Source organism: Amycolatopsis sp. NPDC031561, from assembly GCF_055580625.1.
In genome coordinates this window covers 115,411-128,194 of record NZ_JBVILA010000019.1, presented here as the reverse complement: position 1 = coordinate 128,194, position 12,784 = coordinate 115,411, and the positions used below count along the sequence as shown (strand labels likewise).

The 12,784-nt window shown below is 70.4% G+C and carries 13 protein-coding genes; 10 read left to right on the top strand and 3 right to left on the bottom strand.

What is annotated here, in order from left to right:
- Positions 1–217: 217 nt before the first annotated feature.
- The gene (locus ACZ5IK_RS30970; RefSeq protein WP_465490942.1) at positions 218–832 is read right to left on the bottom strand and encodes an HSP18 transcriptional regulator; all 615 of its coding nucleotides are present in this window, start codon (positions 830–832) and stop codon (positions 218–220) included.
- Positions 833–936: 104 nt separating this feature from the next.
- Here ACZ5IK_RS30970 and ACZ5IK_RS30965 point away from each other — a divergent pair, with 104 nt between their 5' ends.
- The 10 genes from ACZ5IK_RS30965 to ACZ5IK_RS30920 all read left to right on the top strand — a co-directional run bounded on the left by ACZ5IK_RS30965 (position 937) and on the right by ACZ5IK_RS30920 (position 9,507).
- Positions 937–1,377, top strand: a complete 441-nt coding sequence (locus tag ACZ5IK_RS30965) for an Hsp20/alpha crystallin family protein (protein WP_465490941.1) — start codon at positions 937–939, stop codon at positions 1,375–1,377.
- A 64-nt stretch (positions 1,378–1,441) separates the two neighbouring features.
- The gene (locus ACZ5IK_RS30960) at positions 1,442–1,768 is read left to right on the top strand and encodes a DUF6292 family protein (protein ID WP_465490940.1); all 327 of its coding nucleotides are present in this window, start codon (positions 1,442–1,444) and stop codon (positions 1,766–1,768) included.
- A gap of 106 nt (positions 1,769–1,874) precedes the next feature.
- Positions 1,875–2,282 carry an SRPBCC family protein gene (locus ACZ5IK_RS30955; protein WP_465490939.1) on the top strand — a complete coding sequence of 136 codons (408 nt, stop codon included), beginning with the start codon at positions 1,875–1,877 and terminating at the stop codon, positions 2,280–2,282.
- Positions 2,283–2,311: 29 nt separating this feature from the next.
- Positions 2,312–2,746, top strand: coding sequence for an SRPBCC family protein (locus tag ACZ5IK_RS30950; RefSeq protein ID WP_465490938.1), 435 nt, complete (start codon positions 2,312–2,314; stop codon positions 2,744–2,746).
- Between the two features lie 29 nt (positions 2,747–2,775).
- Complete coding sequence (locus tag ACZ5IK_RS30945) at positions 2,776–3,168, top strand: DUF4383 domain-containing protein (protein ID WP_465490937.1); 393 nt, start codon at positions 2,776–2,778, stop codon at positions 3,166–3,168.
- Positions 3,169–3,231: 63 nt separating this feature from the next.
- A complete protein-coding gene (locus ACZ5IK_RS30940; protein ID WP_465490936.1) occupies positions 3,232–5,307 on the top strand; it encodes a catalase in 2,076 nt (691 codons plus the stop codon).
- A 14-nt stretch (positions 5,308–5,321) separates the two neighbouring features.
- Positions 5,322–6,317, top strand: a complete 996-nt coding sequence (locus tag ACZ5IK_RS30935; RefSeq protein ID WP_465490935.1) for an acyl-CoA dehydrogenase family protein — start codon at positions 5,322–5,324, stop codon at positions 6,315–6,317.
- Entirely contained in the window at positions 6,314–7,594 is a 1,281-nt protein-coding gene (locus ACZ5IK_RS30930) for a PIG-L family deacetylase (RefSeq protein ID WP_465490934.1), read from the top strand. The genes ACZ5IK_RS30935 and ACZ5IK_RS30930 overlap by 4 nt, the downstream gene beginning before the upstream one ends.
- Positions 7,591–8,286 (top strand): glycosyltransferase family 2 protein, encoded by a 696-nt coding sequence (locus ACZ5IK_RS30925; protein ID WP_465490933.1) that lies wholly within the window; start codon positions 7,591–7,593, stop codon positions 8,284–8,286. The genes ACZ5IK_RS30930 and ACZ5IK_RS30925 overlap by 4 nt, the downstream gene beginning before the upstream one ends.
- Before the next feature lie 51 nt (positions 8,287–8,337).
- Positions 8,338–9,507, top strand: coding sequence for a serine/threonine protein kinase (locus tag ACZ5IK_RS30920; protein ID WP_465490932.1), 1,170 nt, complete (start codon positions 8,338–8,340; stop codon positions 9,505–9,507).
- Between the two features lie 2 nt (positions 9,508–9,509).
- Here the strand turns inward: ACZ5IK_RS30920 and ACZ5IK_RS30915 are convergent, their stop codons facing one another.
- Complete coding sequence (locus tag ACZ5IK_RS30915; protein WP_465490931.1) at positions 9,510–11,609, bottom strand: transglutaminase TgpA family protein; 2,100 nt, start codon at positions 11,607–11,609, stop codon at positions 9,510–9,512.
- Entirely contained in the window at positions 11,606–12,778 is a 1,173-nt protein-coding gene (locus ACZ5IK_RS30910) for a DUF58 domain-containing protein (RefSeq protein ID WP_465490930.1), read from the bottom strand. Before ACZ5IK_RS30910 ends, ACZ5IK_RS30915 begins: the two co-directional genes overlap by 4 nt.
- Between the last annotated feature and the right edge of the window lie 6 nt (positions 12,779–12,784).

The window sequence follows — 12,784 nt, the reverse complement described above, 5'->3', positions numbered from 1 at the left end:
GTCGCGAAAGCCACTTTCGGGACATCAGACGTCGCGAAAGTGGCTTTCGCGACACCAGGTGGCGTGTCTGGTCGGGTTGGTCGTGAGTGGCGATTCGTGTTCTAACCCGAAACGCCACTCACGACCAACCCGCCCCACATGCCACCTCGCCCTTCCCTCACCAGCAGTGTCCCGTGTGGACAGTCAGCGCACGACCTGCCTGCCCTATCCGCACCCATCACGACGAAGTGTCGCCGCCCCGGCGATGGTCGAGCGCGTCCTGCCGGATCCGGTCGGTGCGCTCGCCGATCTCGGCGAGCCGCTCGGCGAACCCGCCGTGCTCACCGGGCAAGTGGTCGCGCAGGTCGGCCAGGGGCCGCAGGAGACTGGTCGCGTCGTCCTCACCCAAGGCCACGCCGAGCCGATCGGCGCTTGCCTGGGCACCGGCATCCAATCCGCGCAGGGCACCGGCCTGCCCGGCCAGCTGGCGCAGGACCGTCGCGTTGCGCCGGGCCCAGTCCGCCACGGCGCGATCACCCGCCCGCCGATCCCGTTCCGCGTCCACGCGGCCCTCCCCCGTATTCTCGCCGGTCGCGGAGGGCCGCAGTCGCAGGAATCGCCGTTCCGCCGCCTGGCGACTCGCCACCCCCAAAACCGGCGCCAGGGCGTTCCAGCTGGCCCCGCCGTCGCGGGCCGCCGCGATGAGTTCCGGTTCCCAGGCGCCCAGCTCCTCACGGACCGTCCTCAGGGCGGCCAAGGCGGCCAGCAGGTCTTCGGATTTCACGGCGCCGGCACGGGCGGCGGCCACCACGTCGTACACGGTCTGCACCGTCCGGGCCGGAGTCACGTCCACCTTGTCATCCCTTCGACGACTTCCCTGTTGTCATCCATCCGATGACATGCTAGAACAAAAGGGCGTGTTGACGCCAGAGAACCCGAACCCAGGAGGTGGAACCCATGTTGATGCGCACCGACCCGTTCCGTGAGCTGGACCGTCTCACCCAGCAGATGTTCGGCAACGCGACCCCCGGAACCTGGTCGAAACCCGCCGCGATGCCGATGGACGCCTATCGCGACGGTGAGGATTTCGTCGTCTGCTTCGATCTCCCCGGCGTCGCGGCCGACGCCATCGAGCTGGACATCGAACGCAACGTCCTGACCGTCAAGGCGGAACGACGGCCCACCACCGGGCGCGAAGTCCAGATGCAGGTGTCGGAACGGCCCTTGGGTGTTTTCTCCCGTCAGCTGTTCCTCGGCGAAGCCCTCGACACCGACCGCATCACCGCGGACTACGAAGCCGGCGTGCTGACCCTGCGCATCCCGGTCGCCGAGAAGGCCAAGCCCCGGCGCATCGAAGTCGCGGGCACCGACGCCGAACGCAAGAAGATCCAGGCCTGAGCACCTCGTCCGGTGCGGGACCGGCGGTCCCGCACCGGACCCCGAGGCAGGAAGGGCACTCGTCTTGACCGCGTCCCTCACCCACCCGCAGTTGGCCGCCCCCGCGCTCTGGGCGTATCTCGCCGAAGTCGCCGACGCGCTGGGCATCGGGCTCGAATCCTGCACCGTCGATTACGACAGCCCCGTCTCCGCCTACATCGCCCTGGACGTACGGCTGCGGAACCATCCCGAGCGCGACGTCGCCCTGCTCTGGGACGAACTCAGCGGCTGGGCTCTCGCCACCGAAACCCAGTCCGGGAACGATCTTTCCGTGGTCCGGCGGCTCGGCGGGGATTCCCCGGTCCCGCCACCCGCCCGGGTCGCCCACTTCGTCAGGACCACGGCAGGCTGAACCTCTCCGGCACTTCGTCTTCGCGAGGTGTAAAGCCGCTCTGTCCGGGTATCCGGGACACAGATCGATCAAGAGCGACGCAGACCTCGATTCGGAGTGGGTGTTCATGGGCGACTATCGGCAATCGATCACCGTCGACGTACCTCCGGCACTTTTGTTCTCCTACCTCGCCGACGTGCACAATCTTCCGAAATACATGCCCCGGTTGACTTCCGCGGAACCCTCGGGCGGCGACAAGGTCGACGTCACCGCACGGATCGACCCGGACGACGCTCCCGAACAGGACGTGGCGGGCGAGGCCTGGGTCAAGGTGGTCGAAGAAGGCAAAAGCCTGGAATGGGGCGCCGCCGGGCCGCACGACTACCACGGGAAACTCCACATCGGCCCCGGCGACACGGAACGGGACTCCACCCTCGTCGTCGAGCTGCACACCGAACGCACCGAAGGGGACCAGGTCGATCACGGTCTGAAGGAAACCCTCTCCGGTATCAAAGAAGCCGCGGAAAACCGCTGAAAACGGCGTCTTCGCCGAGGAGGATCACCATGGTCGAAGTCACCCGGAATTTCACCGTCGACGCCACTCCTGAGGCCGTCGTCGATTACCTGCGCGACTTCTCCCGCGCCGCCGAATGGGATCCGGGCACGGTGACCTGCGAGCAGACCAGCCCCGGCCCGGTCGCCGTCGGTACCCAGTGGCACAACGTGTCCAAGATCGGCGGGATGGAGACCGAGCTGACCTACGAACTGACCCGCCTCGAACCCGGCCGGGTCGTCTTCGTCGGCAAGAACGACACCGCGACCTCGACCGACGACATCACGGTCACCACCGGCGAAAACGGAACGGCCGAGCTCACCTACCACGCCACCATCGAATTCCATGGCGCGGCGAAACTCGCCTCTCCCATCGCCAAGCTCGTGTTCGAAAAGGTCGGCAAGGACACCGAGGACAGCCTCGTCCGGATTTTCAGCACCAGATGAGTAAACCGACGACGCTGTCTTCTCTCCGAGTGACAGTGCTGATTCTGGCTCTCGTGCACCTCACCGTCGGGGTCCTCGGGTTTTTCTTCATGCCCGAGAACGACCAGACCGGAGAGAACACGGTCTGGATCTTCAGCTCGATCGGCATGGTGGACCTCCTCCGCACCGCGACGGGGGTGATCGGGCTCGTCGCGGCGCTGAGGCCGGCCCTGATTTCCCTCTACAGCTGGTTCGTCTTCGTGGCTTTCGCTGGACTCACCGGTTTCGGCATCCTCTCCGCGGCGACGACATCCGCCGGAGACGCGGTCAATCTCAACTGGGCGGACAACGTCCTTCACGCACTGACCTCGCTCGCAGCGCTTGTCGTGGCGATCGTCGTCATCCAGCAGGCGAAACGGCCATCGGAAACGGTGCGCAAATAGCCGGTACACGGGCAATTCGCCCACTCAACCCCCCGAGCACCACCACTCTCGACAAGGAGAATCATGCCCCCGAAACGTCAGCGCGAGCGAGCGACCCCGGCTGAAAGCGAATCGAACGCGACAGTCGGCCGGTCGGGTGAGGGGCAGCGCGGGAAATACCTGACGACAGCGCAAGGGGTCCGGCTGCCGGACACCGATCACTCGTTGAAGGCAGGCCCGCGAGGACCGTCCTTGATGGAGGATTTCCACCTCCGCGAAAAGATCACCCATTTCGACCACGAACGCATTCCGGAGCGGGTCGTCCACGCGCGAGGCGCGGCCGCGCACGGCACTTTCCGCGCCTACGGCAACGCTTCTTCGGTGACCAAGGCCGGTTTTCTGGAGAAGGACCGGGAGACTCCCGTCTTCGTGCGGTTCTCGACGGTGCTGGGTTCGCGGGGCTCCGCGGACACCGTCCGGGACGTCCGCGGGTTCGCGGTGAAGTTCTACACGGAAGAAGGGAACTTCGACCTGGTCGGCAACAACATGCCGGTCTTCTTCATCCAGGACGGCATCAAGTTCCCCGACGTCATCCACGCGGGCAAGCCCCATCCGGACCGGGAAATCCCGCAGGCGCAGTCGGCGCACGACACTTTCTGGGACTTCGTTTCCCTGCACACCGAAGCGACGCATCACGTCATGTGGGCCATGTCCGACCGCGGGATCCCCCGTTCGTATCGGACGATGGAAGGCTTCGGGGTGCACACCTTCCGGCTGGTCGACGCCGAGGGCGAGACCAGCCTGGTGAAGTTCCACTGGAAACCGGTGGCCGGGGTGCACTCCCTGGTCTGGGAAGAGGCCCAGATCGCCGCGGGTGCCGATCCCGACTTCCATCGCCGGGACATGGCCGACGGCATCGACGCCGGGGCACCGCTGGAATACGAGCTCGGCCTGCAGGTCATGCCGGACTCCGACGACGAGATGTTCGAGGGCATCGACCTGCTCGACCCCACCAAGCTCGTCCCGGAGGAACTCGCCGAGGTCCAGTTGGTCGGCAAGCTCACCCTGGACCGGAACCCGACCAACTACTTCGCCGAAACCGAACAGGTCGCCTTCCACACCGGCAACCTGGTGCCGGGCATCGAGGTGACCGACGATCCGCTGATGCAGGCGAGGCTGTTCTCCTATCTGGACACTCAGCTCACCCGGCTCGGCGGCCCCAACTTCACCCAGCTCCCGATCAACTGCCCGCACGTGGCCGTGAACGACAATCTGCGCGACGGGATGCACCAGACCCTCATCCACCACGGGCAGGCCCCGTATCTGCCCAACAGCGTCGACGACGCTCTGCCGACGACGGCGACGGAAGCCGAAGGCGCCTACGTCCACCGGCCCATCGAGGTCTCGGGGCCGAAGGTCAGGGCCAACCCGGTTTCGTTCGACGATCACTTCTCGCAGGCCACGCTCTTCTGGAAGAGCCTGTCCGGCATCGAGAAGATCCACGTGATCGAAGCGTTCACGTTCGAGCTGGGAAAGTGCTTCGCACAGTCGGTCCAGGAACGGGTCCTCTTGTCGCTCGCCCGTGTCGACGCCGAACTCTGCGCGGCGGTCGCCGAAGGGCTCGGGCTGCCCGCTCCGGAAGGTACTCCCGCCGAAGACGTCGCGCCGTCGGCCGCGCTGTCACAGATCCCCTCGGGCCCCGGCCCGATCACGGGCCGCATCATCGGGGTCGTGGCGACTCCCGGTGCCGATCTCGGCGGGATCGGCAAACTCCGCCGAACCGTCGAGGCCCAGGGCGCGGTCCTGCGGGTTCTCGCGCCGGTCGGCGGAACGCTGAAACGGGGACGCGGGCAGCAAGCGGTGGAAAGGACCTTCCTCACCGCCCGGTCCATCGAATTCGACGCGGTGGTGGTGGCCGGTGGCACGGCCGGCCTGCACGACATCAAGCTGACCGTGCTGTTGCAGGAGACTTTCCGGCACTGCAAGGCCATCGGTGCGTGGGGCGACGGACGGCAGGTTCTCCTCGACGCCGGGATCGACGTCGAGGCGCCGGGGATCGTGCTCGCCGACGAGGTCGCCAAACCGTTCTCCTCGGAGCTGCTGACCACCGTGGGGTTGCACCGCGTATGGGAGCGGGCCGAACAGGTGATGAACGGCTGAGGAGTCGTACCTTGATGAAGACCTTGCTCGAACCGGCCGCACCGGAACCTTTGGCGGGGCCGCGATCCGTCGAGACCATCACCGCCATGGTGCGGCTGTTGATGGCGAACGGCGTCCTCGACCTGCCGCGCCCCGGCGAGGGTGACACGTGGGGCCGCTGGACGACGCTCGCCGGGCTCGGGCGCCGGGATCTGGTGCTCGGGCGGCTCACCGAAGGCCACACCGATGCCCTCGCGATCCTCGCCGAAGCCGGCCGTGAACCCGTGCCGGGCGCGCTGTACGGCGTCTGGGCCGCCCGCTCGGGCGGGACCGGCGCGGCCGTCGTGGGCGGCGCCCTCACCGGTACCGTCCGGTTCTGCTCCGGCGCTCAGGTCCTCGACCGCGCCCTGGTGGTGGCGGACTTCGAGGACGGACCGCCGATCCTGCTCGAGATCGGCCTGGACGAGCCGGGCGTCCAGGCACTGCCGGAAACGTGGCAGGCGATCGGGATGGACGCCTCCGACAGTGGTGACGTCCGGTTCGACGGGGTCCCGGTGACCGCGGCCCATATCGTCGGCGAGCCGGGCTGGTACGTGTCCAGGCCGGGGTTCGCCCTCGGCGGCGCGGGCGTCGCCGCGGTGTGGCTCGGCGGCTGCGCGGCCGTCGTGGACTCCGTGACGGCGTACCTGCTGGCCCGGGGTTCGGCGGACGACCATCAGTACGCCCACCTCGGCGCGCTCCACACCGCGATCCACCAGGCCGACGCGCTGCTCGTGCGGACGGCGGGCGTCATCGACACCGAACCGGGCGAGGACCTGCCGCTGCTGACCGGGATCTGCCGGGCCGCCGTCGAGCACGCCGCCCGGCAGGTCCTCGACCGCGCGCCGGAGATCACCGGGCCGACGGCGCTCTGCCGCGACCGGCGGCTGCCGCAGCAGCTGGCCGACCTGATGGTCTACGTCCGGCAGCATCACGGAGCCCGCGACCTCGCCGCGTTGGGCGCCGAGCTGTTGAAGGACGGGCGGCGATGACCTGGGGCCCTTTCCACGCCGAAGCGGGCTGGCGCGACCTGGCGCGGCTCCCGCCGTTCCCGGCCGAGGACGTCCGCCGCGTCTGTGTCGTCGCCGCGCACCCGGACGACGAGACCCTGGGAGTCTCCGGGCTCATCCAGCGCCTGCACGCCCGTGGAGCCGAAATCCGGCTGGTCGTCGCCACGGACGGCGAGGCCGCGTTCCCCGGCTCCTCGCCCGCCGAACGCCGGGCTCTCGGCGCGCGTCGCCGCGTCGAACTCCTGGAGTCGCTGCGGTGCCAGGGAATGGGTGACGTGGAGCCGCTATGGGCGGGCCTTCCGGACTCGGCGCTGATCGAGCACGAGGCCGAACTGTCCGACATCGTCCGTGCGGTCGCGGCGGACACCGAGCTCTGTCTGGCGCCGTGGCCGGAAGATCCCCATCCGGATCACCGGGTGGCGGGCCGGGCCGCGTTCCGGGCCGCGCCGCTGGGCGCGCACCGGTGGTCCTACCCGATCTGGCTCTGGCACCTCGTGGCGCCGGACGACCCGGCCATCCCCTGGGCCCGGGCCGCGGAGGTCCGGCTCGACGACGCGACCGCGGCGGTCAAGGCCAAAGCCGTCCAAGTCTTCCGGTCACAGCTGGAACCCGGCCCGAGAGGCGAGGATCCGATCCTGGCGCCGGAGGTGCTGGAACATTTCGCGCGCGACCGGGAGATCCTGTTCCACGAACCGAGGACGACCTCGACGCCGGTGAGCAGATTCGAGACGCTCTACCGCGAGCCCGATCCGTGGACGATGGACGGCTGGTACGAGCGTCGCAAGAGGACGGTCGCCATGGCCGCGCTACCGCGCGAGCGGTACGCCCTCGCCATGGAACCCGCGTGCGGCACGGGTGCGCTGACGCTGGAGCTCGCCGGCCGCTGCGACCGGGTCCGCGCGTTCGACCCGGTTCCCGCCGCTCTGACGTCCGCGCGGGATCGCCTGGCACATCTGTCCACTGTGGAGCTTTCCGCGGGTTCGCTTCCCGGCGATCTGCGTGGCCCGGCGGATCTGGTGGTGCTGAGCGAAATCCTCTATTACCTGAGCGAAGCGGACCTGAAGGCGACACTGGACCGCACCGTGGCGTCACTGCGACCGGATGGACAGGTCCTGGCCGTGCACTGGCGCCCGCAAGCGCCGGACGCTCCTCACCACGGAATGGAGGTCCACGAACGGCTGCGAGCGCATCCCGGTCTGCGGAGCCTCGTGACGCACACCGAGGACGACTTCCTGGTCGACGTCCTGGAACGCCGTTGATCACGTCCGTGGGTGTGCTGATCCCGGCGCGCGACGAGGAAACCGGCCTCCCGGCCTGCCTGCGTGCGCTGGCCGCCGCCCTGCGCGAACTCCCTCCGGGCCTGGAACGCCGTGTCTGCGTGATCGCCGACCGCTGCCGTGACAACACCGCCGAGCTGGCCGGAGACGCGGGAACCGAGGTCATCGTCAACACTCGCGATCTGACGATAGGAGCGATCCGGGCGTTGGGCGCGCGGCATCTGCTGCGTGGCCTGGATCATCACGCCTCGGCCCGCACCCTGCTGCTGAGCACGGACGCGGACACCGTGGTCGACCGCGACTGGGCGGTCCGGCACGTCCACCGGGCGGACGCGGGCTGGGACGCCGTCGCCGGAACGGCGGAACTGAACGCCCGATTGGCAGCCCCCGCGCAGCCGCGTTACGAAGCGCTGCTGGCGGACGTCCGGAACCCGGCCGGTCACGGGAACGTCTACGGTGCCAATCTGGCGATCAGGGCCAGCGCCTATCACGCGGTCGGCGGCTTCCTCCCGCTCCGGACCGCCGAAGACCACGACCTGTGGCGCCGCCTCGCCCACGCCGGTTTCCGGCTGGCCTATGCCGAGGAGGCGAAAGTGATGACGAGCGCCCGGCTGGACGGCCGGGCACCGGACGGTCTTTCGACACTGCTGCGCGCACTCACCACGGCAGGCTAGGTTGATCGGGTGAGTCTTCTCGATGTCGTGGCCTGACCGGGAATCCGGCCGATGAGCAGCGCTTTCGCAAAGGGCCCGACGGCCACCGTCGTGGCGGGCCCCGGCGACTCGGTGCTCAAGGTGTACCCGGTCCCGCTGGATCGCGAGACCCGGTCGGCGCTGGCCCGCGAGCAGGCGCTCCTCTCGGCCATCGGACCCTTCCCGGCGATCTTGCCGGTGCGGGAGGTCGGCACGCTCACCGACGGCCGGACGAGTCTGCGGATGCCGCGCTGCGAGCGTTCCCTCGCCACGGTGACGGGGCCTTTGCCCGTTGACGAGACACTGCGCATCGGCCAGGTCGTCGCCCGCGCGCTCGCCGCCGCGCACACGGCAGGCGTCGTGCACGGCTCGGTCACACCACGGAACGTCCTGTTCCTGCCCTCGGGCGAGCCCGTGCTGGCGGACTTCGGGGTGACGCTCCGGCAGCGGTTCCGCCGCGATCCGCTGTACGACCTGGAGTTCACCGCCCCGGAGACGGTCCGCGACCAGACGATGGACGAGCGCGCGGACCGGTACGGCCTCGGCGCGGTCCTGCACTTCATGCTGACCGGCGAGCCTCCACATCGGACGGTCGTCGGCGAGCAGCCCGCCGCGCGGCTTCACCGGGTGCTCGCCGAGCCGGTCCCGCCGATCACCCGGCCCGACGTCCCCGGCGAACTCGTGACGCTCGTCGGGGAACTGCTCGCCGCCGAACCGGGCCGTCGTCCGGAAGACGCGCTGAGCCGCCTGCGCGGCGCGTCGTCCGGCCTCCCGTTCGACCTGCCCGCCGAACCGGTCCTCGTGCTGGAACCGGCCCGGCCGCCGCGGCCACGGCGGCGAACCGGCCTGGTCGCCGGGATCCTCGCCGGGGCCGGCGTCATAGCCGCCGTGGCCTGGTTTCTCGCCACCAAGGACGACGACGCCGTTACACCGGGCCCGATCGCGATCGACTTGGCACCACCCGCCGACCACGGAACCTACGTCGAACTGTCGTGGACGTCGAACGCCGAGCTGGACTACGCCGTCGTCATGGCCGAGGAAGGGCGCGCGGAACCCCAAGTGCTCATGGCGCGGCGGAGCGACCACTACCGGGTGGACGTCCGGCCGGGGCTGCGTTATTGCTTCCAGGTCCAGGGCACGGGGCCGCGCGGCACCTACGAAAGCGGGTTCCGGCCCCTGCGCGGCGCCGTCTGCACACGGTGAATTCAGCGCGGCGGACGGAGCACTCTCGCGTTGACCGCCGCCCGCAGCCTCAGGCGCCACGGCCGTCTACCGAGTCCTTTTCGGACGGAGCGGACCGAGGCCCACGCCTCGCTGGCGACGTCCGGCGCCGTCCCCGACCACAGCGCCGCGTCCACCGTTCTCGCCAGCGAGACCAGACCATCCACAGTGGACTTCTCGCCGAAGATGACGGCGGACTGGGCGAGATCGCGTACGGTCATCCCGGCTGTCACGGGGACACCGTGTGCCCGCAACCGGTCCCTGGCCTCGGCCCAGGCGGCGATGGCCGCGGCCCGTCCCTTCCGGCGTCGACGCCGCCAGGCTCGAAGCCCGGTCGCCGCGGGCACCGCGGCACCCCAGAGCGCCGCCGACCCGCCGAGACCGAGACCGGCCACGGCGGCCGTCATGGCCCAATCCACCGCTCCGGACACGCGCTCGTCTTCGGACTCCCCTGGCGGCAGCCGCGGATTCTCCAGCTGCCGCTCCGGCGGAAGCCGGATCCGCACCTCCGCCACCGCGGCGGCGATCCCGCTCGCGGATCCGGACCCGCTCCGCGCCGCCGCTCCCGACGGGTCGAGCGGGACCCAGCCGACCTTGTCCACCGCGACCTCCGGCCACGCGACGACGTCGGCGTTGCGGACCGTGTACGCGCCGTCCCCCTCCGGCCGGTCCGGCGCGCGATAGCCGACGACCAGCCGGGCCGGGATTCCCTTGAGCCGGGCCAGAACCACGTACGCCGCGGCGAACTGCTCGCTCGTGCCCCGTTTGTCGCCGAGCAGGAACCGGCTCAGTTGCGGCCAGCCGTGCCCGGTCGGCAAGTCGTCACCGGTGGCCAGCCGGTAGTCCTCGACGAGGAACCGTTCGAGCGCGACCGCGGTCTGAAAGGACGGGCGGAGATCGGGCAGGATCCGATCCGCGAGGTCGCCGATCGCCGGGGGCACCGCGCCGAGGCCACCGAGCCCGCCGGGAAAACGGGGACTCGTCGCGGCGCCGAGCAGCGCTTCGGGACCGACTTCGGGTTCCCACCAGGCGAGGGTGTACCGCGCCGACGGCGCCGGTCGCGCCGCGACCAGGGTTCCGCGCGCCTCGTCCACGAGCACGTCGGCCCCGGCGGCCGAGGCGGGTGACGCCTGTCCGGGAAGCCACGGCCCGGACGAACCGGTCACCTCGAGAGCGGCTTGGCGCCGGGCAACCGGGACCCCGATCCCCGTGGTGGGCGGGATCTCCGCCCCCAGCCGCCGGAAACCGCCGCCGGGGTACCAGTTCGAGCCGTCGAAGTCGTCGAGGACGACCAGCGGCCAGCGCCGCGATGCCGGGGTGTCCCCCGTGTAGCGGAACACCCGCGGCACCGGATTCCGGCTCCGGTAGGCGATCTCGGAGAGCGGGCTCGTGACGGACTCGGCGGCGGGCGGGACGGATTCACCGTCCTTCAACGAATAGGCGGGCCTCGCGAGCGGGTCGGCCGCGAAGAGGACGAACGCCCCGACGACGGTGAGCACCACGGCGGGCACGAACGCTTTGAGCCGCCGGGTGCCGCTCACCAGCGCCAGACCGGCGATCGCGGCGTAGCCGAGGCCCGCGAGCACCGCCGCGGTCCCGGTCACCGCGCCGAAAGCCTGGCTCGACACCAGCACGAGCAACCCGGGCACCAGCGCGACCGCCGGCCGCCGGAGCCGGTGCAGCACCTCGATCCCCAGCACCGCGGCGATCAGGACGGCCAACGGCACGAAGACCAGCAGCCGCCCTTCCGGGAGGGCGGGCCAGGTCGACTGCAGGGTCAGCTGCCAGCCGTGGACGGCCCCGTCGGCGAGTACCGCCAACGACTCCCCGGTCGGGATCCCGGCCATCGTCGTCGCGGGCAGAACCGTCTCGATCACCGCGAGGAGCCCGGCGACGACGGCGAGCACCGGCCGCCACGGAACCAGGCCCGGGTACCGCCTCACGAGCTCGGTCACCCCGTAGACCGCCAGCGTCACCACGCCGAGGGGCAGGAGCAACGCGGGAAGACCGAAGACCGGCGCGAAGAGCAGCCCGCCGAACGCCGCGCCCGCGAGTACGGCGACGTCCGCCACCCGCCGGATCACGACACCACCTCGTTCCACCGGCGCACCGCCTCCGCCGCGTCCGCCGCGCTGATGCGACGGGCTCGCGGAACCCCTTCGACGCCGTGCACGCCGAGGCCGTCCATCCCCAGTCCGTGGGTGCCGACGCCGAGCACGAACATGGTCGAGAAATGCGGCCGGACGACCGCGAGCGCGCTCAGTTCCCGGCCTGCCCTTCCGGTCACGACCACGAGACAGCCGCCACGGACTCCCTTGCGGGACAAAGTATTCGGGATCAGGGGCCGGTCGCCGTCCGGGTCTTGGCGGACTTCGCACAGCATGTCCATCAACCGCCGGGTGGCCTGCGTCCCGCCGGCGACGGTGAGGTCGTCGCCCGTCGAAGTGATCAGGCGGCAGCGGTGCCCGGCCGTCGCCGCGGCGTGCGCCAGCGAGGCCGCCAGCTCGGCGGCTTCTTCGAATTCGTCCTCCGCCAGCACCTTCGCGCGGGTGTCCAGCAGCAGGGTGAACCGGGGATGTTCGGGATCGACGTAGTCGCGCACCATCAGCCGCCCGGTCCGCGCGGTCGCCTTCCAGTGCAGATGACGGACCTCGTCGCCGACGACGTACTCGCGGACGTCCCGCAGATCCGCCGAACCGCGCAGTGAATCGTCCGTCGTCGCGCCTTCGTGATGGTGGCGCGGATGTCCGGACGCGAGCGCGCGCACCGGATGCAGCTTCGGGAACACCCACAGCGTGGCGGTGTCGCCCGCCGGAAGCGGCCGCCGCACCAGGCCGAGCGGGTCGGCGCGTTCGAGCACGAGCGGCCCCACGGTGAACCGGCCGCGCCGCCGGGTCGGCAGTTCGTAATGGTACGTCGCCTCGGCGCCCGGTGCCAGCGGCCGCACCGGAACCGCCAGGTCCGCGCCGTGCTCTCCGTGCTCCCGCGCGGTGAACCCCGGTTGCCGCCGCTCGCCGGGATTCCCGACCAGCAGCCTGGCCAGCGCCGGGTGGCCGCGCTCGACCCGGTCCGGGAGCACCTCGCGCCGCACGGTGACCTGTGGCCGCCGGAAGACCATCGCCGCCCCGGCGAGCACGGCCCCGGCCGCCGCGCCCGCCAGCACGCGCAACAGCGGATACCCGGCCAGTTCGCCGGCACCGTAACTCAGTACGGCGGCGACCAGCAGTCCGATGCCCCGTCCGGTGAGCCGCATTCCCAT